This window comes from Streptomyces sp. NPDC053673, assembly GCF_055585225.1.
The window spans coordinates 80,382-102,286 of record NZ_JBVJKN010000016.1; the positions used below are offsets into that span (position 1 = coordinate 80,382).

Below are 21,905 nucleotides of genomic sequence, written 5' to 3' on the forward strand. Positions count from 1 at the left end.
TTGGCCAACAAGTGATTCCGTAGTTTCCTTTTGATTACGCGACGGAATCGGTCGACCATGTGTCGGGCCTGGGTGGTCATCCCCGTACGGAGTGTCAGTAGCGGATGCGAAACTCGCGTGCATGGGGATGATCGACGCATCGACCGAGGCTCTGATCGAGCAGGTCAGGAGCGGTAGGCGGGTCAAGTATCTGCACTTTTGGGGGCACACTCCGCGACGGGACGGCAGCGTGGGGGCCGGCTGTCTGAGCCAGTGGTGGCCGGCGCCGTTCACCGTCGACGGCATCGAGTACGCGACGGCCGAGCACTGGATGATGGCCGCGAAGGCGCGCCTCTTCGGTGACGCGGAGGCGGAGCGCAAGGCCGTCGAGGCGCCGAATCCGGCGCTCGCGAAGAAGGCGGGCCGTCTGGTGCGCGGCTTCAGCGACGCGACATGGGAGCGCGAGCGGTTCTCGATCGTCGTCGAGGGCAGCGTGCACAAGTTCGCCCAGCATGCGGATCTGCGCGCGTTCCTGCTGGCCACGGGCGACCGGGTGCTGGTGGAGGCGAGCCCGGTGGACAGGATCTGGGGCATCGGCCTGGCCGCGGACGACGAGCGGGCCGACGACCCCTCGCGGTGGCGCGGGCTGAACCTGCTGGGGTTCGCACTGATGCAGGCGCGCGAGCGGCTGCGGGAGCGGGCAGAGCGGGGCGAGTGAGGGGACGCGGTGGCCGGGCGGCCGCCGGGCGGCGCGGGGGGCCGCCCGGATGGCGCGTCCGGTCAGCGCGAAGCCGCGGCGACGACCAGCGTCGTCGCCCAGGGGTCCTCGTCGGACTCCAGGGAGGAAGGGTCGTTGGCGATCAGCCAGATCATCAGACCGAGGAACGCGGCGCTGATCACGATGCCGACCCCGCCGAGGATGATGCCGGCCAATGCCATTCCGCCGTTGGTCGCCTCACCTCGCTTGACGCGGCCACGGCCGATGAAGCCGAAGATCAGCGCGAGGATGCCGAGGACGACCCCGAGGCCGTACAGACAGAATCCGGCGACGGCGACGATGCCCAGCACCATCGCGGTGATGCCCATGCCGTTCGCCGGGCCCTGTACCCAGCCGCCCTGGCCATAGCCGGGGTAGCCCGGATACCCGGGGTAGCCGTACCCGGGCGCGCCGGGCTGTGTGACGCCCGGAGCGGCGGCGGCCGGGTAGCCGTACGGGCCGGGCGCGGTCTGCGCGGGTCCGCCGGGGGCTATCGGGGGCGGTGGTACGGCCCCGGTGCCCGCGTCACCTCCGGTGCCGGCACCGGCGCCGGGGGCGGCGAACGGTCCCGCGGACGGCATCGATGTCATCGTCGGCTGGTCGTGGACGGCCGGCCGCGGCGGCTGCGCGGCCGGCGTCGCCTTGCCGAGATCCACTTTGTCCTGCGGCGCCCGGTGCTCCGGCGGAGCCCATGGGTCCCTCGGCTCGTACCCGCCCGGCGGCTGGTCGCTCTGGTCTGACATGGGCCTCCCCTTCGTGGATTCGTCATGCTACGGGCCCGCGTCACGCGCCATCCGGCCCGCCTACGATGATCCCTGACCGGCAGGGCACAGGACACATGGAGGACCCGATGACCGATCTGCACCCCTTCATCGCGGGGCTGCCCAAGGCGGAGTTGCACGTCCACCATGTCGGGTCCGCCTCCCCGCGCATCGTGTCCGAACTGGCCGCCCGGCACCCGGACTCCAAGGTCCCCACCGACCCCGACGCCCTCGCCGACTACTTCTCCTTCACCGACTTCGCGCACTTCATCGAGGTCTATCTCTCGGTGGTGGACCTGGTCCGCACCCCTGAGGACGTCCGGCTGCTGACCTTCGAGGTCGCGCGGGACATGGCCCGGCAGAACATCCGGTACGCGGAGCTGACCGTCACGCCGTTCAGCTCCACCCGGCGCGGCATCCCCGAGCAGGGGTTCATGGAGGCGATCGAGGACGCCCGCAAGGCCGCCGAGACCGAGCTCGGTGTCGTCCTGCGCTGGTGCTTCGACATCCCCGGCGAGGCGGGGCTCGACGCGGCCGAGGAGACCGCCCGGCTCGCCGTCGACCTGCATCCGGAGGGCCTGGTCTCGTTCGGCCTCGGCGGGCCCGAAATCGGTGTCCCGCGGCCCCAGTTCAAGCCGTACTTCGACCGGGCCATCGCCGCCGGCCTGCGGTCCGTGCCGCACGCCGGGGAGACCACGGGCCCGGAGACCATCTGGGACGCGCTGGGCGACCTGCGGGCCGAGCGCATCGGCCACGGCACGAGCGCTCCGAAGGATCCGAAGCTGCTGGCGCACCTCGCCGAGCACCGCATCCCGCTGGAGGTCTGCCCCACCTCCAACATCGCGACCCGCGCCGTCGCCACCCTCGACGAGCACCCCATGAAGGAGATGGTCGCGGCCGGCGTGCTCGTGACCATCAACAGCGACGACCCGCCGATGTTCGGCACCGACCTCAACAACGAGTACGCGGTGGCCGCCCGGCTGCTGGGGCTCGACGAGGGGGGCGTCGCGGCACTCGCGAAGAACGCCGTGGAGGCGTCCTTCCTCGACCCGGCCGGAAAGGCGCGGATCGCCGCGGAGATCGACACGTACACCGAGCAGTGGCTGGCGAAGTGAGGACGGCCCCGTGCGCACCGTGACCCTCGTAGGCCATCGCGGCGACCCGTACGTCGCCCGTGAGAACACGCTTCCGTCGCTGCACACGGCGATCGAGCGGGGCGCGGACGCCATCGAGGTGGATGTCCGGCTGACCCGCGACGGGGTTCCCGTACTGCTGCACGACGAGACGCTCAAGCGGCTCTGGGGCCACGACCGTCCGCTGGCCCGGCTCACCCATGAGCAGCTCACCGAGCTGACGTCCGGCGGCGTGCCGACGCTGCGGGAGGCGCTGATCGCGGTGGGCGGCCACCGGCTGATGCTCGATCTGCCCGGGGCAGACGAGAAGGCGGTACGCGCGATCGTCGGCACGGTCCGTGAATGCGGCGCGGGCGAGCGGGTCTACTACACCGGCGGTCCGGTCGGGATGTTCGCCGTCCGCGATGCCGACCCCGGCGCGGAGATCGCCCTGACCTGGACGACGCTCGCCCCGCCGCGCCCGGTGCTGCTCGGCGCGCTGCGGCCGCGCTGGCTCAACTACCGCTTCGGGCTGGTGAGCAGGGACCTCGCGGACCGGGTCCATGCGGACGGGTATCTGCTCTCTGTCTGGACCGCCGACACGCGTGGCACGATGCGCCGACTGGTCGGGCGCGGTGTCGACTCGATCACCACGAACCGGGTGGACGTCCTCGCCCGGGTACTCCGCAGCTCCCGCACGGGGAAAGGACGCATGACGTGACCGACGCCGAGGACACCGGCCAGGACCGGATCCGCACCGACATCGCCCACAACGCCCGGGTGTGGAACTACTGGCTGGGCGGCAAGGACAACTACCTGGTGGATCGTCAGGTCGGCGACCAGGTGACCGGCATGTTCCCGAGCATCGGCCAGGTCGCCCGCGCCGACCGGGCGTTCCTGGGACGGGTCGTCGCGCATCTCGCCGGTGAGGCGGGGATGCGCCAGTTCCTCGACATCGGTACGGGCCTGCCGACCGTCGACAACACGCATGAGGTCGCCCAGCGCATCGCCCCCGAGTCGCGGATCGTGTACGTCGACAACGACCCGATCGTGCTGTCGCACGCCCGTGCCCTGCTGACCAGCACCCCCGAGGGCCGCACCGCGTACATCGACGCGGACGCCCATCGTCCCGAGGACATCCTGCGCGCCGTCGAACCGCCGCTCGACCTGACGCGTCCGGTGGCGGTGATGATGCTGGGGATCCTGAACTTCATCCTGGACACGGACAAGGCCACCTCGATCGTCCGCTGCATCATGGACGCCGTACCGTCCGGCAGCCATCTCGTGCTCACCCACCCCACGCTGGAACTGGGCGGCGAGGGCAACGCCGAGGCGATGGCGTTCTGGAACGAGAACGCGACACCGCCGATCACCGCCCGCAGCCGCGCCGAGTTCGCGGGCTTCCTCGACGGCCTGGATCTCCTGGAGCCGGGCATCGTGTCCTGTGCGCGCTGGCGCGACGGGGGCGCGACGACGGTGGAGGTGGCGCAGTTCGGCGCGGTGGGCCGCAAGCGCTGATGCGGATACGGGGGACCGGCCGGCTGGGGCAGTTGCGGGACGTCAACCCGTGGTTCGTGGACCTCGGCGTCGCGCTGCTCGTGCAGGCGGCGATGACGATGCCGTTCGTTGTGCCGCGCCCCGTCGGTCAGGCGCCCGCGACCTGGGCGGCCTACGGACTGACCACCCTGACCGTGGTGCCGCTGGTCTGGCGGCGGCGTGCCCCGGTCACCGTGCTGCTCGCGATCCTCGTGACCGGCGCGCTGTACGAGCTCGCGATCTGGGGGCCCGGCCAGCCCCTCCCGTACACCGGCCTGGTCATCGTCCACACGATCGCCTCGGTCTCACCGCCCCGCACCCGGCTGGGTGTGCTCCTGCTGCTGCCGGCTGTCGTGTCGGTGTCGGTGTGGCTCAACACCGGCTCGGCCCGGGAGCTGTTCTTCTGCCTCTTCGTGCTCGGGGCGGCGTATGTCTTCGGGAGGCTCACCGACACCCGGCAGGCCTACACCGCGGCGGTCGAGGACCGTGCCGCGCAACTGGAGCGGGCGAACCGGATCGAGGCCGAGCAGGCAGCGGCCCGCGAACGGGCCCGGATCGCCCGGGAGATGCACGACATCCTGTCGCACGCGGTGAGCCTGATGATCGTCCAGGCGGAGGCGGGCCCGGTCGCGGTGCGTACGGCCCCGGAGCGTGCGGAGGCTGCCTTCGAGGCGATCTCCGAGACCGGCCGGGACGCGATGACGCAGCTGCGCCGGATGCTCGGGGTGCTGCGCGAGGGCGATCTCGATCCGGATGACGCACCGCGCGAGCCGCAGCCCTCGCTGGCGGCGCTGCCGGGCCTGGTCGCACGCGTGCGGCACAGCGGCCTCGACATCGCGTACGAGACGACGGGCGAGGTCCGCCCGCTGCCCGCCGACACCGAGGCCACGGCCCACCGTGTGGTGCAGGAGGCACTCACGAACGTGGTCAAGCACGCGGCGGCGACCACGGTCCGTGTGCGGCTGGTCTACGGGAGGGACCTGCTGGCGATCACGGTCACCGACGACGGGCGGGGGCCCGGAACGTCCACCGGACACGGGCTCATCGGCATCCGCGAACGGGCGGCGGCCCATGGCGGCACGGCGTTCACCGGGCCGGGCCCCGACGGCCGGGGCTTCGAGGTCGGCGTCACACTCCCCGTAGGATCCCGGGCGGAGGTGGGGAGTTGACGATCCGCGTGGTGGTGGCCGATGACCAGGAGCTGGTCCGCAGCGGTTTCGCAATGATCCTGGACGTACAGCCGGACATCGAGGTCGTCGCCGAGGCAGCGGACGGGACGGCGGCCGTCGACGCGGTACGCCGCCTCTCCCCCGACGTGGCGCTGCTCGACATCCGGATGCCCGGCATGGACGGGATCGAGGCCTGCCGCACCGTCAGCGCCGAGTCCGCGTGCCGCACGGTGATGCTGACGACCTTCGACTCCGACGAGTACGTGTACGAGGCGCTGCACGCGGGCGCGAGCGGCTTTCTGCTCAAGGACGTCAGGCGGGACGATCTGGTGCACGCGGTCCGGGTGGTGGCGCGGGGCGACTCGCTGCTCGCGCCGTCGGTGGCGCGCCGGTTGATCGAGGAGTACACGAAGCACACCAACCGGCGTACGGCCGCGCCACCCGACGGACGGCTGGACGTCCTCACCGCGCGCGAGCGCGAGACGCTGCTCCTGCTGGGGCGTGGCCGGTCGAACGCGGAGATCGCGGCGGCGCTCGTCGTCAGCGAGCACACCGTGAAGACGCATGTGGGCAATGTGCTGGCCAAGTTGGGGCTGCGCGACCGGATCCAGGCGGTCATCTGCGCGTACGAGACCGGGCTGATCGCCGCCGGGGATCCCCCGCCGGAGGGAGTGCCTGCGTCCGGCTTCTCCCCCGTGGCGGCGAGAGACTGACCGGCGAGGACCGCTCTCACCGGCGATCCGCTCGAAGACCCTGGTCAACAGGATGGGAGGCGTCAAGAACGACGGCTCACACCACGGGAGTTGACCATGAACAGCCGTACCCGCACCCTGCTCGCCGCCGCACTCGTCCTCGGTGTCGCAGCGGGCCCGGCCGTCGTGCCGGCCGCGGCCCACTCCCCCGCGTCCGTGCGCACGGACGCCGGCACGGACGCCGGCACACGCTCTGGCGCGGGCTCCGGCGCGGGCTCCGGCACGGGCGACAGCGAGAAGCCGGACGAGGCCGCCCTCGAAGCCGCGGTCGCCGGGCTGCCGACCACGGACGCGACCGCCGCGCTCGTACGTGTCGGGGGCACCGGCGGCAGCTGGCACGGCAGCTCCGGTGTCCACGACCTCACGTCCGGCCGCCCGGCCGACCCGGACGCCCGCTTCCGGGCCGGCTCGGTGACGAAGGTCTTCACGGCCGCGGCGGTGCTGCGGCTCGCGGCGGAGGGCAGAGTGGACCTGGACCGGACGGCCCGCTCGTACCTCCCGGAGCTGATCCCGGCGACGTACGGGAAGGTCACCGTCCGGCAGTTGCTCAACCACACGCACGGCATCCCCGCCCCGGACATGCCCGGCACGACCGTCGAGGAGTGGTACGCGCACCGCCTCGACGTGCACGACCCGCGCACGATGGTGCGCTCCGCGACCGGCAAGAAGCCGGAGTTCGCACCGGGCACGAAGCAGCACTACCTGAACATCGGCTACACGGTCGCCGGGCTGTTGATCGAGCGTGTGACGGGCGAGCGGTACGAGGACGAGATCGCCCGCCACATCCTGAAGCCGCTCGGACTGCGCGGCACGTACTTCCCCGGCACCGACCCGCGCATCCGCGGCCCGCACAACCACGGCTACCAGACGATGAGGCTGGACGACGGCACGACCGAACTGCGTGACGTGACGGTGTGGGGCGTGACGGACGGCTGGGCGGCCGGGGACATCATCTCCACGACCGCGGATCTGGAGCGGTTCACCAAGGCCCTGTTCAGGGGGCAGGTCGTGCGCGGTCCGCTGCTGGAGGAGATGTTCACCCTGCCCGGGAAGGATGTGGTCGACATCGGGACCGGTGCCCCCGCCGCGTACTCCGTCGGGCTGTCCATGAAGAAACTGGGCGGACGTGAGGTGTGGGGCAAGTCGGGCGGCCGCTGGGGCTACAACGCGGCCGTCGCGGCAACCCGTGATCTGTCGCGCACGCTCGTCTACAGCGTCAACTCCACGGACGCGAAGGGCCAGGACATGAACAGGGTGGCGCTGAATCTCGCCGTCGCCGCGTTCGGGATGCCCTCCGACTAGTGCCCCTCCCGGCAAGCTTTGCCCTGTCGCGGCACTAGCCTCTGTCCGCCGGCCCCCGAGCTAGGGCGCCGCGGGCTCCGGGGCCGGGGCCGGCCAGGGCGCGGTCAGCCCCTCCAGCCGCTTGATCATGCGGCGTACGACGAGGAGCGGGACGACTCCGAAGACGCCGAAGGACATGTCGATGACCGTCCACCAGAAGGGGATGCCCCGGATCGGGCCGCAGATCAGCGCGAGCGGGATGATCCCGGCGCAGGCGATCATGCCGAACTCGATGACCCAGATGTTGCGTACGGGATCGCGGTACGGACCGTAGAAGGCTATGGCGATGACGAGGTGCGCGAAGGCCAGCCAGTCGGTGCCGTACAGGAGGAAGGGGTACCGCTCATCGGCGACGTCCGCGCCGGCCCGTACCCGCTCGATCCACTCCGGCAGGGCGGGGAAGGCGTCCGCGACCGGGGAGGCCCAGGACGTCAGCGCGTCGTGGACGAGGCGCAGCTCGGTGACGAGGGGGAAGGCCGTCAGTCCACTCAGGACGAGGAAGACGATGAAGACGGCCAACCACACGCGTATGCGCCGCAAAAGCGCTCTTCGCTCGCTCATGCCCGCAGCCTACGCCCATCATGAACGCGTTCAAAAACGCGGGGCACCGGTGACCTTGCGGGCCACGGCGTGCGAGGCGATGGTGGCGCCCGCGGCCAGCGCCAGACCGGTCACGGCGTCCCGCGCCCGGGTGGGGCGCAGCACGCCGGCGCGCCGCAGCCGGCCCCGGGCCCAGAGGGTGAACGGCACGACGATCAGGGGTGACGTGGCGGACCCCGGCGTGTAGCCGCGTACGGCCGCGGCCTGGGCGAGATGGACGAGGCCGTGCAGCCCGAAGCCGTTCAGTGCGCCCTGGAAGAACGCGGACCGTCCGCCGGTGCGCCCGCCCGCGACGGCGGCGGCACCGACGATCGTGGCCATGGCTCCCACCGCCACCGCGAATTCGCGCTCGTCGACCGACTCCAGGACGCGCCACACCCGCTCGGGGGCGTCGGGGAACCGCTTGCGGAGGGCGGGCAGATTCTCCCGTATCCAGCGCGGCCCGAACGCGATCTCCTCGGCGTCGTGCAGCGCCCAGGCGGCGAACAGCCCGTATGCCACCAGCGGGTTCACGGTCTCGGTCACGGACTCGGTCATGGTCGCGGTCACCGTCGCAGTCTTCATGATCACGAGTCTGCTACAGGCCGACGATTCCGTTCCACCGTTTGGCGAAGTCCCTGCGCTCCTCGGACGTGATGTCCCGCGCGATCGCCAGACGCTTGCGCATCGCGGCGTCGGGGAAGATCAGCGGATCCTCGGCGAGCGCGGCGAGTTCCTCGTCGTCGGAGCCGGCGAGGACGTCGCGCGCGGCGGGCACCGGGCAGACGTAGCTGACCCAGGCGGCGAGCTCGGCGGCGACCTCGGGCTCGTAGTAGTAGTCGATGAGCGCCTCGGCGTTGCGCTTGTGCTGGGCGAGGTTGGGGATCATCAGCGACTCGGCCCAGAGTTCGGCGCCCTCCTCCGGGACCACGAACTCGATGTCGGGGTTGTCCGCCTGGAGCTGGATGACGTCGCCCGAGTAGGCCTGGCAGGCGAGGACGTCCCCCGTGGAGAGGTCCTTGATGTAGTCGTTGCCGGTGAAGCGGCGGATGTGTTTCTGCCGCACCAGCCTCTCGACCTGGTCGCACACGGCGTGGAAGTCGTCGGCCGTCCAGCGGGTGATGTCCACGCCGTTGCCCTGCATGAAGAGGGCGAAGGACTCGTCGAGGCCGGAGAGGAGGGTGACCTTTCCCCGCAGGTCCGCGGCCCAGAGGTCCTCGATGTGCTGGATCTCTCGACCCAGCTTCCTGCGGTTGTACGCGATGCCGGTGATCCCGGACTGCCAGGGCACGCTGTGCCGCCTGCCCTCGTCGAAGGCGGGTGAACGCAGCTGCGGGTCCAGGTACTTGGTGATGTTCGGCTGCCGGTCGCGGTCCATCTCCTGGACCCAGCCGAGGCGTACGAACCGGGCGGCCATCCAGTCGCTGACGACGACGAGGTCCCGACCGGTCTCCTGATGGTTCATCAGGGCAGGGCTGACCTTGCCGAAGAACTCGTCGTTGTCGTTGATCTCCTCGGTGTAGCGGACGGAGATCCCGGTGCGTTCGGCGAAGGCGTCGAGGGTGGGCCTTCTGGAGGTGTCCTCGTCGTCGGTGTCTATGTAGAGGGGCCAGTTGGCGAAGTCGACGGTCTTGTCGCGGCCCGAGAGATCACGTGCGGCGCGGTCGCCTGGCTCGACATAGGCCGCGGGGACTCCGCAGCCGGCGAGCGCGAAGCCCGCGGCTCCGGCTCCGGCGGCGCCGAGGGCGCGCAGCGCCGAGCGGCGGGACATGCGGCGGGACGTGCGGTGCGTCGGGGCGTTCTTCGGCTTCGCTGGCACCTCGGCAGGATGCCGGGCGGTCGGTACGAGGGGCAATGGACGGTGCGTCGAGCGCGAGGCCCGGGCCCTGACACCCTGTCGATCATGGACACCTGTCTATACTTCATGGACACTTGCCCATGAAGTGATTGGTGCCCATGAACGCGACGGCGAACGTCCTGGTCGGCCTGGTGGCCGCGCTGCACGTCTACATCCTGGTGCTGGAGATGTTCCTGTGGGAGCGGGCTCCGGGTCGGGGACTGTCCGGGTTCGACGCCGAGATGGCTCGGGCGACGGCACCGCTTGCCGCCAACCAGGGGCTGTACAACGGCTTTCTCGCGGCCGGCCTGATCTGGGGCCTGATCGCCGCGGACCCCACGGGCCACCAGGTCCAGATCTTCTTCCTCGCCTGTGTGGTGATCGCCGGGCTGTACGGCGGCGCCACCGCGAACCGGCGCATCTTCGTGGCCCAGGCCCTGCCCGGTGCGCTGGCGCTGGCCGCGGTGCTGGTGGCGGGATGAGCGGCGATCCCCGGGCCGAGCGCACCCGGGACCGGCTGCGGCGGGCCCTGCTGGAGGAGTGCGCCGAGCGGCCGCTGGCGGAGGTCAGCGTGGCGGGCCTGGTCCGCCGGGCGGGCCTCGGCCGCGCCACGTTCTATCTGCACTACCCGGACCTGGACGCGCTCGCGGTGGACGCCTGCGCCGAGATCGTCCGGGACGCGGTGGAGGCGCTGCACGCGTGGCGCGGGGTGCCCGATCCGGCGGCCCCGCCGGCTGCGCTGACGTCTTTCTTCACCGGGATCGTCCCGCACGCCCCGCTCTACCGCACCATGCTCCGGGAGGGTGGCGGCGGCCCGCTCGGCGACCTGCTCCACCGCGAACTCCGCGCCCGCAGCCACCGCGAACGCGAGCTGGCGGGCGCCCCGGCCCCCGATCTGATCGCCTCGGCGGTGGCGTCGACCTTCACGGGCGTGCTGGCCGACTGGCTCCACGACCGCATCCCCGCGCCTCCGGAGGCGATGGCGGCCCACGTCTGGCGCCTCCTGCTCTCGCTGCACATGACGCCGTTGTCGTGAACCGCGGCGGGGTGCCGGCCCGCGCCGCCTGCGACGGGCCCACGCGGCGGAGCCGCATAGTGGATGCTGCCCCTCCCCGCCCCCTTCCCGCTGTGTCGATGTGCGGCTCCGCCGCGTGGGGGGCTGCGCCCCGAACCCCCGTACGGCCTGCGGCCGTGCCCCCGAACGCCGGACGGGCCGAGTTTCGGGTCGCAGCCCCGAAACCGCCTGCCGGCGTCTGAGGCGCCGGGGGGCGGCACCGCCGGAACGGGCCCGGGGCGGAGCCCGGTTCGGCAACGCCGAAGGGCGGGCCCCAGGGCCCGCCCTTCAACTTCCGCTTCCGCCGGAGGCGTTACGCGCCCAGGGACGTCATCACGTGCTTGATGCGCGTGTAGTCGTCGAAGCCGTACGCCGACAGGTCCTTGCCGTAGCCCGACTTCTTGAAGCCGCCGTGCGGCATCTCCGCCACCAGCGGGATGTGGGTGTTGATCCACACACAGCCGAAGTCCAGCGACTTGGACATCCGCATCGCGCGCGCGTGGTCCTTCGTCCACACCGAGGACGCCAGCGCGTACTCCACGCCGTTCGCCCACTCGAGCGCCTGATCCTCGTCGCGGAACGACTGGACCGTGATGACCGGGCCGAAGACCTCGTTCTGGATGATCTCGTCGTCCTGCTTGAGACCGGACACGACCGTCGGGGCGTAGAAGTAGCCCTTGTCACCGACCCGGTGACCGCCCGCCTCCACCTTCGCGTGGGCCGGCAGCCGGTCGATGAAGCCGGAGACCTGCTTCAGCTGGTTGGCGTTGTTCAGCGGGCCGTACAGAACGTCCTCGTCGTCCGGCTGACCGGTCTTCGTGTCCGCCGCGGCCTTCGCCAGCGCGCTCACGAACTCGTCGTGGATGGACTCGTGCACGAGCACCCGCGTCGCCGCCGTACAGTCCTGGCCGGCGTTGAAGAAGCCCGCGACCGAGATGTCCTCGACGGCCTTCGCGATGTCGGTGTCCTCGAAGACGACGACCGGCGCCTTGCCGCCCAGCTCCAGGTGGACGCGCTTGACGTCCTTGGCCGCCGACTCGGCGACCTGGATGCCGGCCCGTACCGAACCGGTGATGGACGCCATCGCCGGGGTCGAGTGCTCGACCATCGCGCGGCCCGTGTCACGGTCACCGCAGAGGACGTTGAAGACGCCCTTGGGCACGATGGCACCGATGATCTCGGCCATCAGCACCGTGGACGCCGGAGTGGTGTCCGAAGGCTTCAGGACGACCGTGTTGCCCGCCGCCAGCGCCGGCGCGAACTTCCACACCGCCATCATCATCGGGTAGTTCCACGGCGCGACCTGCGCGCAGACGCCGACCGGCTCACGGCGGACGATGGAGGTCATGCCCTCCATGTACTCGCCGGCCGAGCGGCCTTCGAGCATCCGGGCCGCACCCGCGAAGAAGCGGATCTGGTCGATCATGGGCGGGATCTCTTCGGTCCGGGTGAGCTCCAGCGGCTTGCCGGTGTTCTCCGACTCCGCCGCGATCAGCTCCTCCGCACGCTCCTCGAAGGCGTCCGCGATCTTCAGCAGCACCTTCTGGCGCTCCGCGGGCGTGGTGTCCCGCCAGGCCGGGAAGGCCGCCGCGGCGGCGGCCATGGCGGCGTCGACGTCGGCCTGACCGGAGAGCGGCGAGGTCGCGTACACCTCTCCCGTGGCCGGATTGACCACCTCGATGGTCCGCCCGTCCGCGGCGTCCCGGAACTCTCCGTCGATGTAATTGCGCAGACGACGCAGTTCGGTGGTCACAGCCACCCCTCCTGTCAGATGTCCGATGGGTGAGACACCCCACCCTACGTCGCCCAGGCTAGCCCGACGAGTGACGCTTTCGACAGGTCCGACGCTCCTCAACTTCGAAATCGGTGAGATTTAGATCTGAGAACAACGAATTTCATCGCTGATGGGTTGCGGGATCGACGAGTCCGGTGCAGAGTGATGCTTGTGGCCAGTCGAAGCACAGAGTCCAGGACCGGGAGCGGGTCGTCCCCGACGATCGATGCAGTCTCCCTGGCGATCATCGAGCAGTTGCAGGAGGACGGGCGCCGGCCGTACGCCGCGATAGGCAAGGCCGTAGGCCTCTCCGAAGCGGCGGTCCGGCAGCGCGTCCAGAAACTGCTCGACCAAGGCGTGATGCAGATCGTCGCCGTCACCGACCCGCTCACCGTGGGCCTGCGGCGCCAGGCGATGGTCGGGATCAACGTCGAGGGCGACCTGGACCCGGTGGCCGACGCGCTGACCGCCATGTCCGAGTGCGAGTACGTCGTCATGACGGCGGGCTCGTTCGACCTGATGGTGGAGATCGTCTGCGAGGACGACGACCACCTTCTTGAAGTGATCAACCGGCGCATCCGCACCCTTCCCGGTGTGCGCTCCACCGAGAGCTTCGTCTACCTCAAGCTCAAGAAGCAGACCTACATGTGGGGAACCCGATAGCCGTGAGTCAGGACCTCAGCGACCTCTCAAAGTCCGCCTACGACCACCTGTGGATGCACTTCACCCGCATGTCGTCGTACGAGAACTCGCCCGTTCCCACCATCGTGCGTGGTGAGGGCACCTACATCTACGACGACAAGGGCAAGCGCTACCTCGACGGCCTCGCCGGCCTGTTCGTGGTCCAGGCGGGCCACGGCCGCAAGGAGCTGGCCGAGGTCGCCTCCAAGCAGGCTCAGGAGCTCGCATTCTTCCCCGTGTGGTCGTACGCCCACCCGAAGGCCGTCGAGCTGGCGGAGCGGCTCGCCAACGAAGCCCCCGGCGACCTGAACAAGGTCTTCTTCACCACCGGTGGCGGCGAGGCGGTCGAGACCGCCTGGAAGCTCGCCAAGCAGTACTTCAAGCTCGTGGGCAAGCCGACCAAGTACAAGGTCATCTCTCGTGCGGTCGCCTACCACGGCACCCCGCAGGGCGCCCTGTCCATCACCGGCCTGCCGGGCCTGAAGGCCCCGTTCGAGCCGCTGGTGCCCGGTGCGCACAAGGTGCCGAACACCAACATCTACCGCGCCCCGCTGCACGGCGACGACCCGGAGGCCTTCGGCCGCTGGGCCGCCGACCAGATCGAGCAGCAGATCCTCTTCGAGGGCCCCGACACGGTCGCCGCGGTCTTCCTGGAGCCCGTGCAGAACGCCGGCGGCTGCTTCCCGCCGCCGCCCGGGTACTTCCAGCGGGTCCGCGAGATCTGCGACCAGTACGACGTACTGCTCGTCTCCGACGAGGTCATCTGCGCCTTCGGCCGGCTCGGCACGACCTTCGCCTGTGACAAGTTCGGCTACGTGCCGGACATGATCACCTGCGCCAAGGGCATGACCTCGGGCTACTCACCGATCGGCGCCTGCATCGTCTCCGACCGGCTCGCCGAGCCGTTCTACAAGGGCGACAACACCTTCCTGCACGGCTACACGTTCGGTGGCCACCCGGTCTCCGCGGCCGTCGGTCTCGCCAACCTCGACCTGTTCGAGCGCGAGAAGATCAACCAGCATGTGCTCGACAACGAGGGCGCGTTCCTGAGCACCCTTCAGAAGCTGCACGACCTGCCGATCGTCGGCGACGTCCGCGGCAACGGCTTCTTCTACGGCATCGAGCTGGTGAAGGACAAGAACACCAAGGAGTCCTTCAACGAGGAGGAGACCGAGCGCGTCCTGTACGGCTTCCTCTCCAAGGCGCTGTTCGACGCCGGTCTGTACTGCCGTGCCGACGACCGTGGCGACCCGGTCGTCCAGCTGGCCCCGCCGCTGATCTCCGACCAGTCGACCTTCGACGAGATCGAGCAGATCCTGCGGTCGGTCCTCACGGAGGCCTGGGCGAAGCTCTGAGCCGTCGGACCGGACTCGGAGCTGTTGGATCAAGCTCCGAGCCATGACGATCATCGGCTGTTCGCGGCCCGGATGCACCCTTTCGAGTGAGAAGGAGAGCGTCCGGGCCGCGTGCTGTCCGCACACCCGGTTCCGAGTCCTTACGGTGCCCTGTGACCGTTCGGCCCTGCCTTCGTTCCCCCGCAAGGGGGACGGGAAGAACTGATCAGAACCGAGGTGTACGCCATGGTGGCCCCGCCGGACAACGACGTGCTCTGGGCACGCTCCCTGCACCACTCCCTGGGCGGCTCGCCCGCGCTCAACGGAGTCTCCCTCGGCGTGTCCGAGGGCGAGATCCTCGCCGTGAACGGCCCGCGCGGCTGCGGAAAGACCACTCTGCTGCGCTGCCTCTCGGGCCAGCTCGTACCGCAGCAGGGCGAGGTGTGGTTCAACAGCAGCCCCGTCCACACCATGGGAGCGGTGGCCCGCGAGCGGCTGCGACGTGACCGCTTCGGCTGGATCGGCCCCGAACCCCAGCTGCTCCCCGAGCTGACGGCGTGGGAGAACGCCGCCCTGCCGCTGCTGCTGCGCGGCTGGTCGCACCGCAAGGCCAAGACCGCCGCCATGGAGTGGCTGGAGCGGCTCGACATCGGCACCTCCGCGCGCAAACGCCCCCGCGCGCTGCTCCAGGCCCAGCGGCAGCGGATCGCCCTCGCCCGCGCACTCGTCACCTCACCCGCCGTGATCTTCGCCGACGAGCCGACCGCGGCGCTGCACAGCGCGGACCGGGCCCAGGTGCTGCGTACGCTCACCACCGCGGCCCGCTCGCACCGCATCACGCTCGTCCTCGCCACCCACGACAGGGACGTCGCGACGCTCGCCGACCGCTCGGTGGCGCTGGCCGACGGGCGGCGCGTCAGCTCCGTCCACGACGCCGAGGCGGAAGGCCGGGCCGCGTGCTCGCTCTCCGTCTAGCCCGCGGCACCCACCCCCTGGTCCTGCTGCGCCGGCTGATGGTCGCCGCGGCGTCCGCGGGCGTCGGCTTCCTGCTGCTGTGCACGCTGTCCTACGCGGTCTCGGGCCCGAAGGCGTCCGAGCCGCCCCTGCTCCGGCTGGCCTGGTGTCTCGTCCCGCTCGCCGCGACCGTGCATCTCGCGGTCGCCGTGGCCCGTACGGACCCGGGCGCACGGCCCCGGCAGGGGCTGGACGCGGTCGGGCTCGGACCGGTGGGGCTCACCGCGCTGGCCGCCGTCTCGACGGCGGTGTCCTGCACCCTCGGCAGCGCGGTGGCACTGCTGCTCTTCCTCCACCTGCGGGGGGACCTGACAGGGCTGCCGTTCGACGGCGACGCCGCCGAACTGCTCGCCGCCGGACAGCCGTTGCCGCTGGCCGCCGCGCTCACCCTCCTCGCGCTCGTACCGGTGGCGGGGGCGGGAGCGGCGGCCATCGCGCTGCGTCCGCGCCGTACGAAGCCGGGCGAGGACTTCGAGGACGAGCGCTCCGGACGCCCCGCCGGGGCCACGCCCGGCGGACTGCCCTGGGGTGTCGCGTTCGCCGCCGCGGGCGTCGCGGTCGAGACGTACGCACGCCAGGGCATGACGCCCGGCGGCGGGAGCCCGCCGGCCGGGATGCTCGGGGGCTGGGCCCTCACCGCGCTGGGTCTCGCCATGGCCGGCCCGGGCATCGTCCATCTGTGCGGGCGGGTACTGCAGTCGGTACGCCCCGGGGCCGTCCGGCTCCTCGCCGGGCGCGCGCTGATGGACGACGCGAGCAGGATCGGCCGTCCGCTCGGCGTCGTCTGCGCGGTGGCGTCCGCGACGGTCGCGGCCTCGGCGCTCGCCGGGCACCGTCCTCAGCCGTTCGGCGAGCTGACCGGACCCGGGGCGGCGCTCGTCGTGGCCTGTACGACGGCGACGCTGCTCACCTCCGTGCTGGAGGTCAAGCACGCCCGTGCGGCCGACCGGGCCGGCCTCATCGGTCTGGGCGCCCCCGCCGCCTTCCTCCGCGCCTGCGTGGTGCTCCGGTCGGTGGTCCTGCTCGCGGTCTTCGCCCCACTCACCCTGGCGGTGGCGGAACTGGCCGCGATGCCGCTGCGGTACTGACCCCGGCACCGGGGCGAGAACGCCGGGGCATATCGTTTGGCGCATGGTGCAGGGAGACAGGCCGAGGCTGGGGTCGTCCTACGACGACGACCGCGAGATCGAGACGATCGAGGAGTTCGACCAGGTCATCGCGCGGCGCGGCAGCCTCGCGGGACACCGTGTCCAGGCCGTCGACCTGACCTCGCGCACCTTCGCGCTGCTCGCCGCGGACACCACCGGCACGATGTTCCTCGGCTGCCGCATGGAGCCCGACGCCGAAGCCAAGGTCCGCGCGGACGGCGCGCTGGTCTTCCCGCCCATACCGGATCTGCCGTTCGATCCGTACCGCGGACTCCTGTACTCGCCCGACGAGTTGTTCGAGGGTCTCGCCGAGGGCGGCTACGAGATCACCCGCGACGCGCTCACGTACGAGTGGTTCCAGGAGACCAAGGCCGACCGCGACATCTACGCCTCGATGCTCCGGTCCCTTCACGACGACGCCGTTTCGGACGCCCTGGACGAACTCCTCAACGGGGTACGCGTGGTCGGCGTGATGGGCGGCCACGCGATGAGCCGCGGCACGGACGCGTACGCCGGCGCCGCCCGGCTCGGCCGCGAACTCGCCCGTACCGGGCTGATCGTCGCCACGGGCGGCGGGCCGGGCGCGATGGAGGCGGCGAACCTCGGCGCGTACGCCGCGCCGCACGCCGACGAGATGCTCGACGAGGCTCTCGAACTCCTCGCCAAGGCCCCGTCGTTCACCCCGTCCGTCACCGACTGGGCCTCCGTGGCCTTCGAGGTCCGTTCGCGCTGGCCGCACGGCGGCGAGTCGGTCGGCATCCCGACCTGGTTCTACGGCCATGAGCCGCCGAACCCCTTCGCCGGCCATATCGCCAAGTACTTCGCCAACGCCACCCGCGAGGACGGTCTCCTCGCCCGCTGCAACGCGGGCGTGGTCTTCCTCCCCGGCGCGGCCGGCACGGTCCAGGAGATCTTCGACAACACGACCCCGAACTACTACGAGTCCCGCGGCGAACCCACCCCCATGGTCCTGGTGAACCAGTCCCACTGGACGGAGAAGCTCCCGGCCTGGCCGCTGCTGCAGTCGCTGGCCGCGGACCGGTCCATGGAGTCCCGGATCGCCCTGGTGGAGTCGGTGGACGAGGCGCCGGAGGCGCTGGCACGCCTCACGGAGGGCGCACGGCCGGCTGTCTGAGCGGCGGCCGTACGAGAGGGCGTCCGCACGGTCGTCCGAGAGGGCATCCACGTGGCCGTCAGCGAGGTTGTCCGCGAGGGAGAAGCAACTTCCGCACCGAAACTCGCGTCTGGCAGTCGGAACGAACGGGACCGACCCGCACCGACCCATACGTGAACGGAGCTTTTGGTGCTCATAGGACTGCTGACCGCGGTGGCGGCGTCGATCTGTTACGGCACGGGCTCGGTCCTGCAGGCCGTGGGATCGCGCAAGTCCGCCCGCCGGGAGGCCATCGCCGGTGTCACACAGCACGGCGGGCCGAGTCTTTCCTCGACCGCCAAGGCGGCGATGACCTGGGAATTCATCGTCGGCACGATCCTCGACTTCGTCGGGTTCGGGCTGGGCGCGCTGGCGGCGCGGCTGCTGCCGCTGTTCCTGTCGCAGACCGTGATCAGTGCCAACCTGGTGATCACGGCAGTGCTGAGCGTCAAGCTGCTCGGGATCCGGCTGAACCGCGCGGAGTGGACGTCGATCGCCGTGGTCTGCTCCGCCCTGGTGCTGCTGGCGACGGCGGCGGGCCCCGAGGGCAGCGGACACACGCCGATCGCCACGCACTGGTGGCTGCTGGCGATTTCGCTGCTGCTGATGGTGGGCGGCACCGTCGTCGTACGCCTCCTGGGGGCGCGCGCGGCGATCCTGGCCGGTCTGCTGTCCGGGCTCGGGTTCGGCGCGCTGGGGGTCGGGGTGCGCGTACTGAACGGCATCGATCCGTTCGATCCGGGCGCCCTGCTGTCCGACCCAGCGCTCTACGCAATTCTCGTCGCCGGTATCGGCGGGATGTATCTGCACACGGTCGCCCTGCAGATCGGCTCGGTCAACGGCGCCACGGCGGCGCTGGTGGTCGGCGAGACCGTGCTGCCGGGCATGATCGGTGTGCTGTGGCTGGGGGACGCCTCACGTCCCGGGTTCGCGTGGGCGGCGATCGTCGGGTTCGTGCTCGCCGTGTCGGGCGCGGTGGCGGTGGCGTGGTTCGGCGAACCGGAGGGCCACGGCGCCGATGCGGTCCCGGAGCCTGCGGAGCCCCGGAGTTCGGAGCAACTCTCGAACCTGTCCGGCGTGTGAGACGGACGGACACCCCGGCTGACTCGGCAGCGGCGGCGACCCGTCAAGCCCGTCCGGGGGTCCAACGCCACAGGGCGCAGGGGGAGTTCGAGGACGGGACACACGGGGTCACTAGGCGGCACCATCGACCGGCTTGAGGACCACCACGTCCTCCGCGGCGAAGGCGACACCGACCGCCGCGCCCACCTCGGGCGCGTCCCTCAGGCCGCACTCCGCCTCCAGGGGCGGGCCGTCGGAGGGCCGCAGCCGTACCGCCACGTGATGCCCCCGGAAGGTGAGCGACTCGACCACGCAGGGCAGCCCGTCGTCCGCCGCCCCGAGCCGTACCGCAGCGGGACGGACCAGCAGCCGGCAGGCACCCTGCGCGGAGCCGGCGGGGACGGGGATCCTGCCCCACACCGTGTCGGCGGCCTCGCCGGCCACCATCGCGGGCACCACGTTGTCGAAGCCGAGGAAGCGGGCGACGAACTCGGAGGCGGGTCGCTGCCACACCTCACGCGGTGTGCCGCTCTGGGCGATGCGCCCGTCCCGCATGACGACGACCCGGTCGGCGAGCGCAAAGGCCTCGCCCTGGTCATGGGTGACGGCGAGCACGGTCGTGCCCAGCTGGCCGAAGAGCCCTCGGAGTTCGACGACGAGCCGTTCCCGGAGGGTACGGTCGAGCTGGCCGAGCGGCTCGTCGAGCATCAGCAGCCTGGGCCGTGGCGCGAGCGCCCGGGCGAGGGCGACGCGCTGCTGCTCACCGCCGGAGAGTGCGGCGACGGCACGTTCTCCGGCGCCCGGAAGCCCGACGAGTTCGAGCAACTTCGCCACGCGGCGCCGTCGTTCGTCCCTGGACACGCCGTGCATGCGCAGGCCGAACGCGACATTGCCGCCGACGTCGCGCTGTGGGAAGAGCTGGTGGTCCTGGAACATCAGGCCGACTCCGCGCCGGTGCACCGGCACCCCGGCCTGGTCGGAGCCGCCGAGCAGGATGCGGCCGCCGTCCAGGGGCTGCAGTCCGGCGACGGCCCGCAGCAGGGTGGACTTGCCGCTGCCGCTGGGTCCCAGGACGCACACGATCTCGTGGTCGGCGACCTCCAGGTCCACCGAGTCGAGCGCGGTCCGCCGCCCGAACCGTACGGTCGCCTCCTCGAGTGCCAGCATCAGAACTCCTCCGAGGAACGGTCGGGACGGAGCCGGTCGAGCAGCAGCAGCGCCGCCGCGCAGACCAGCATGAGAATGGTCGAAAGAGCCATCGCCTGCCCGTAGTTGAGTTCGCCCGGGCGGCCGAGGAGCCGGGCCACGGCGACCGGCAGCGTCGGGTTGTCGGGCCGGGCGATGAAGACCGTCGCGCCGAACTCGCCGAGCGAGACGGCGAAGGCGAAGCCCGCGGCGACGAGCAGAGCCCGGCGCACCATCGGCAGATCGACCTCGCGCCAGGCTCGCAGCGGCGAGGCGCCGAGGACGGCCGCCGCTTCACGCAGCCGCACGTCGACGGCCCGCAGCACCGGCAGCATGGTCCGCACCACGAACGGCACACCCACCAGGGCCTGGGCCAGCGGTACCAGGATCCAGGTGGTGCGCAGGTCGAGCGGTGGCTCGTCGAGAGTGATCAGGAAGCCGAAGCCGACCGTGACGGCGGAGACCCCGAGGGGCAGCATCAGCAGCGCGTCGAAGCCCCGGACCAGCCGGCCCGCCTTCCGGGTGAGTGCCGCGGCCGCGAGACCGCCGATCAGCAGGGCGATGGCGGTGGCGGCGAGCGCGTACTCGACGGAGTTCCACACGGCCTCCAGCGGCGGTACGAGGAAGGTGCCGCCGCTCGCCTCCGTGGACCGCAGTGCCTGGTAGAAGTCGAAGCCGTATCCGCCGGGCCCGTCGAACGAGCGCTCGATCAGCACGCCCAGTGGCGCGATGATCAGCAGAGCGACCGTCACCAGGACTCCCGCGAGCAGCGCCCACTGACCCGCGCCGCGCGGCCGGTGCGCCGTGCGTGCCGGATCGACGAGCCGCAGCGCCGTCTCCCGCCGCCGTACCGTCCAGGCGTGCACGGCGAGGATCGCGCCGACCGCCGCGAACTGCACCAGGGTCAGCACGGCGGCCGTCGACAGGTCCAGGACCTGCGCCGTCTGCCGGTAGATCTCGACTTCCAGCGTGGAGTACGCCGGTCCGCCGAGGATCTGTACGACACCGAAGGAGGTGAAGGTGAAGAGGAAGACCATCAGCGCCGCGGCGGCCACGGCCGGGGTCAGCGCGGGGAGGGTGACGCGCCGCCAGGCTGCGAGGCGGCTTGCACCGAGGACCCGTGCCGCCTCCTCCTGCCGCGGGTCGAGCTGTGACCACAGACCGCCCACGGTCCGTACGACGACGGCGTAGTTGAAGAAGACATGGGCGAGGAGGATCGCCCAGACGGTCGTGTCGAGGCGCACGCCCCACCGTTCGTCGAGCAGCCCGCCGCGGCCGAGCAGGGCCAGGAACGCGGTGCCGACGACGACGGTCGGCAGGACGAACGGCACGGTGACGATCGCGCGGAGCAGCTGCTTCCCGGGGAAGTCGAAGCGGGCGAAGACATACGCGCCCGGGAGTGCGATCAGCAGCGTGAGCCCGGTGGACGCGAGCGCCTGCCACGCGGTGAACCAGAGGACTTCCAGAATGTCCGGCCGGCCGAGCACATTGCCGATACGGCCGAACTGCCAGACGCCCTGCGCCTGGAGCCCGCGGCCGACGATCGCGGTCACGGGGTAGGCGAAGAAGACGGCGAAGAACGCGACGGGCACGGCCATCAGGGCGAGCCGCGTCGCGTTCCCGCGCAGTGACGCACTCCCGCGCGGGGGTACCTCCCCGCTCGGGGGTACCTTCCCC

General features: G+C 71.2%; 22 protein-coding genes. 15 read left to right on the forward strand and 7 right to left on the reverse strand.

Annotation, left to right across the window (positions count from 1 at the left end; translation table 11 throughout):
- Window positions 1-121: 121 nt before the first annotated feature.
- Window positions 122-697 carry an NADAR family protein gene (locus ACZ6ZQ_RS22775; RefSeq protein WP_469770341.1) on the forward strand — a complete coding sequence of 192 codons (576 nt, stop codon included), beginning with the start codon at window positions 122-124 and terminating at the stop codon, window positions 695-697.
- A gap of 62 nt (window positions 698-759) precedes the next feature.
- Here ACZ6ZQ_RS22775 and ACZ6ZQ_RS22780 read toward each other — a convergent pair whose 3' ends face one another.
- Entirely contained in the window at window positions 760-1,479 is a 720-nt protein-coding gene (locus ACZ6ZQ_RS22780) for a DUF4190 domain-containing protein (protein ID WP_469770342.1), read from the reverse strand.
- Window positions 1,480-1,586: 107 nt separating this feature from the next.
- Here ACZ6ZQ_RS22780 and ACZ6ZQ_RS22785 point away from each other — a divergent pair, with 107 nt between their 5' ends.
- The 6 genes from ACZ6ZQ_RS22785 to ACZ6ZQ_RS22810 all read left to right on the forward strand — a co-directional run bounded on the left by ACZ6ZQ_RS22785 (window position 1,587) and on the right by ACZ6ZQ_RS22810 (window position 7,368).
- Window positions 1,587-2,612 (forward strand): adenosine deaminase, encoded by a 1,026-nt coding sequence (locus ACZ6ZQ_RS22785; RefSeq protein ID WP_469770343.1) that lies wholly within the window; start codon window positions 1,587-1,589, stop codon window positions 2,610-2,612.
- A gap of 10 nt (window positions 2,613-2,622) precedes the next feature.
- Entirely contained in the window at window positions 2,623-3,330 is a 708-nt protein-coding gene (locus ACZ6ZQ_RS22790; RefSeq protein ID WP_469770344.1) for a glycerophosphodiester phosphodiesterase, read from the forward strand.
- Window positions 3,327-4,127, forward strand: a complete 801-nt coding sequence (locus ACZ6ZQ_RS22795; protein WP_469770345.1) for an SAM-dependent methyltransferase — start codon at window positions 3,327-3,329, stop codon at window positions 4,125-4,127. Before ACZ6ZQ_RS22790 ends, ACZ6ZQ_RS22795 begins: the two co-directional genes overlap by 4 nt.
- Complete coding sequence (locus ACZ6ZQ_RS22800; protein WP_469770346.1) at window positions 4,127-5,314, forward strand: sensor histidine kinase; 1,188 nt, start codon at window positions 4,127-4,129, stop codon at window positions 5,312-5,314. The genes ACZ6ZQ_RS22795 and ACZ6ZQ_RS22800 overlap by 1 nt, the downstream gene beginning before the upstream one ends.
- Window positions 5,311-6,027, forward strand: coding sequence for a response regulator transcription factor (locus ACZ6ZQ_RS22805; protein ID WP_469770347.1), 717 nt, complete (start codon window positions 5,311-5,313; stop codon window positions 6,025-6,027). The genes ACZ6ZQ_RS22800 and ACZ6ZQ_RS22805 overlap by 4 nt, the downstream gene beginning before the upstream one ends.
- A gap of 96 nt (window positions 6,028-6,123) precedes the next feature.
- On the forward strand, window positions 6,124-7,368 hold the full coding sequence (locus ACZ6ZQ_RS22810; RefSeq protein WP_469770348.1) for a serine hydrolase domain-containing protein: 1,245 nt from the start codon (window positions 6,124-6,126) through the stop codon (window positions 7,366-7,368).
- Between the two features lie 60 nt (window positions 7,369-7,428).
- On the opposite strand, the gene ACZ6ZQ_RS22815 is transcribed toward ACZ6ZQ_RS22810, so the two are convergent.
- From ACZ6ZQ_RS22815 to ACZ6ZQ_RS22825, 3 genes are read right to left on the reverse strand one after another with little or no spacing between them, the layout of a single operon-like run.
- On the reverse strand, window positions 7,429-7,968 hold the full coding sequence (locus ACZ6ZQ_RS22815; protein WP_469770349.1) for a hypothetical protein: 540 nt from the start codon (window positions 7,966-7,968) through the stop codon (window positions 7,429-7,431).
- Between the two features lie 30 nt (window positions 7,969-7,998).
- Window positions 7,999-8,544 carry an HXXEE domain-containing protein gene (locus ACZ6ZQ_RS22820; RefSeq protein WP_469770422.1) on the reverse strand — a complete coding sequence of 182 codons (546 nt, stop codon included), beginning with the start codon at window positions 8,542-8,544 and terminating at the stop codon, window positions 7,999-8,001.
- A 40-nt stretch (window positions 8,545-8,584) separates the two neighbouring features.
- Entirely contained in the window at window positions 8,585-9,757 is a 1,173-nt protein-coding gene (locus ACZ6ZQ_RS22825; RefSeq protein WP_469770423.1) for a polyamine ABC transporter substrate-binding protein, read from the reverse strand.
- Between the two features lie 185 nt (window positions 9,758-9,942).
- Between ACZ6ZQ_RS22825 and ACZ6ZQ_RS22830 the strand changes: the two genes are divergently transcribed.
- Window positions 9,943-10,305 carry a DUF1304 domain-containing protein gene (locus ACZ6ZQ_RS22830; protein ID WP_469770350.1) on the forward strand — a complete coding sequence of 121 codons (363 nt, stop codon included), beginning with the start codon at window positions 9,943-9,945 and terminating at the stop codon, window positions 10,303-10,305.
- Window positions 10,302-10,859, forward strand: a complete 558-nt coding sequence (locus ACZ6ZQ_RS22835; protein WP_469770351.1) for a TetR/AcrR family transcriptional regulator — start codon at window positions 10,302-10,304, stop codon at window positions 10,857-10,859. Before ACZ6ZQ_RS22830 ends, ACZ6ZQ_RS22835 begins: the two co-directional genes overlap by 4 nt.
- A gap of 331 nt (window positions 10,860-11,190) precedes the next feature.
- Here the strand turns inward: ACZ6ZQ_RS22835 and ACZ6ZQ_RS22840 are convergent, their stop codons facing one another.
- Window positions 11,191-12,630 carry a gamma-aminobutyraldehyde dehydrogenase gene (locus ACZ6ZQ_RS22840; protein WP_469770352.1) on the reverse strand — a complete coding sequence of 480 codons (1,440 nt, stop codon included), beginning with the start codon at window positions 12,628-12,630 and terminating at the stop codon, window positions 11,191-11,193.
- A 192-nt stretch (window positions 12,631-12,822) separates the two neighbouring features.
- Between ACZ6ZQ_RS22840 and ACZ6ZQ_RS22845 the strand changes: the two genes are divergently transcribed.
- The 6 genes from ACZ6ZQ_RS22845 (at window position 12,823) to ACZ6ZQ_RS22870 (ending at window position 19,064) form a co-directional block, all read left to right on the forward strand.
- Complete coding sequence (locus tag ACZ6ZQ_RS22845; RefSeq protein ID WP_469770353.1) at window positions 12,823-13,314, forward strand: Lrp/AsnC family transcriptional regulator; 492 nt, start codon at window positions 12,823-12,825, stop codon at window positions 13,312-13,314.
- Entirely contained in the window at window positions 13,299-14,687 is a 1,389-nt protein-coding gene (locus ACZ6ZQ_RS22850) for an aspartate aminotransferase family protein (RefSeq protein ID WP_469770354.1), read from the forward strand. The genes ACZ6ZQ_RS22845 and ACZ6ZQ_RS22850 overlap by 16 nt, the downstream gene beginning before the upstream one ends.
- 225 nt (window positions 14,688-14,912) lie before the next feature.
- Entirely contained in the window at window positions 14,913-15,641 is a 729-nt protein-coding gene (locus tag ACZ6ZQ_RS22855) for an ABC transporter ATP-binding protein (protein WP_469770355.1), read from the forward strand.
- Window positions 15,623-16,768 (forward strand): hypothetical protein, encoded by a 1,146-nt coding sequence (locus ACZ6ZQ_RS22860; RefSeq protein ID WP_469770356.1) that lies wholly within the window; start codon window positions 15,623-15,625, stop codon window positions 16,766-16,768. Before ACZ6ZQ_RS22855 ends, ACZ6ZQ_RS22860 begins: the two co-directional genes overlap by 19 nt.
- 43 nt (window positions 16,769-16,811) lie before the next feature.
- Window positions 16,812-17,963: an LOG family protein gene (locus ACZ6ZQ_RS22865; RefSeq protein ID WP_469770357.1), complete on the forward strand. Its 1,152-nt coding sequence runs from the start codon at window positions 16,812-16,814 to the stop codon at window positions 17,961-17,963.
- A 168-nt stretch (window positions 17,964-18,131) separates the two neighbouring features.
- Window positions 18,132-19,064 (forward strand): DMT family protein, encoded by a 933-nt coding sequence (locus ACZ6ZQ_RS22870; RefSeq protein ID WP_469770358.1) that lies wholly within the window; start codon window positions 18,132-18,134, stop codon window positions 19,062-19,064.
- A gap of 111 nt (window positions 19,065-19,175) precedes the next feature.
- Here the strand turns inward: ACZ6ZQ_RS22870 and ACZ6ZQ_RS22875 are convergent, their stop codons facing one another.
- Entirely contained in the window at window positions 19,176-20,210 is a 1,035-nt protein-coding gene (locus ACZ6ZQ_RS22875; protein ID WP_469770359.1) for an ABC transporter ATP-binding protein, read from the reverse strand.
- Entirely contained in the window at window positions 20,210-21,826 is a 1,617-nt protein-coding gene (locus ACZ6ZQ_RS22880) for an ABC transporter permease (RefSeq protein ID WP_469770360.1), read from the reverse strand. Before ACZ6ZQ_RS22880 ends, ACZ6ZQ_RS22875 begins: the two co-directional genes overlap by 1 nt.
- Between the last annotated feature and the right edge of the window lie 79 nt (window positions 21,827-21,905).

Coding starts and splice junctions, on each gene's coding strand:
- ACZ6ZQ_RS22775 (WP_469770341.1), top strand. CDS start 122: ATGGGGATGATCGACGCATCGACCGAGGCTCTGATCGAGCAGGTCAGG.
- ACZ6ZQ_RS22780 (WP_469770342.1), bottom strand. CDS start 1,479: ATGTCAGACCAGAGCGACCAGCCGCCGGGCGGGTACGAGCCGAGGGAC.
- ACZ6ZQ_RS22785 (WP_469770343.1), top strand. CDS start 1,587: ATGACCGATCTGCACCCCTTCATCGCGGGGCTGCCCAAGGCGGAGTTG.
- ACZ6ZQ_RS22800 (WP_469770346.1), top strand. CDS start 4,127: ATGCGGATACGGGGGACCGGCCGGCTGGGGCAGTTGCGGGACGTCAAC.
- ACZ6ZQ_RS22810 (WP_469770348.1), top strand. CDS start 6,124: ATGAACAGCCGTACCCGCACCCTGCTCGCCGCCGCACTCGTCCTCGGT.
- ACZ6ZQ_RS22815 (WP_469770349.1), bottom strand. CDS start 7,968: ATGAGCGAGCGAAGAGCGCTTTTGCGGCGCATACGCGTGTGGTTGGCC.
- ACZ6ZQ_RS22820 (WP_469770422.1), bottom strand. CDS start 8,544: ATGACCGAGTCCGTGACCGAGACCGTGAACCCGCTGGTGGCATACGGG.
- ACZ6ZQ_RS22825 (WP_469770423.1), bottom strand. CDS start 9,757: ATGTCCCGCCGCTCGGCGCTGCGCGCCCTCGGCGCCGCCGGAGCCGGA.
- ACZ6ZQ_RS22830 (WP_469770350.1), top strand. CDS start 9,943: ATGAACGCGACGGCGAACGTCCTGGTCGGCCTGGTGGCCGCGCTGCAC.
- ACZ6ZQ_RS22835 (WP_469770351.1), top strand. CDS start 10,302: ATGAGCGGCGATCCCCGGGCCGAGCGCACCCGGGACCGGCTGCGGCGG.
- ACZ6ZQ_RS22855 (WP_469770355.1), top strand. CDS start 14,913: ATGGTGGCCCCGCCGGACAACGACGTGCTCTGGGCACGCTCCCTGCAC.
- ACZ6ZQ_RS22865 (WP_469770357.1), top strand. CDS start 16,812: ATGGTGCAGGGAGACAGGCCGAGGCTGGGGTCGTCCTACGACGACGAC.
- ACZ6ZQ_RS22875 (WP_469770359.1), bottom strand. CDS start 20,210: ATGCTGGCACTCGAGGAGGCGACCGTACGGTTCGGGCGGCGGACCGCG.
- ACZ6ZQ_RS22880 (WP_469770360.1), bottom strand. CDS start 21,826: ATGGCCGTGCCCGTCGCGTTCTTCGCCGTCTTCTTCGCCTACCCCGTG.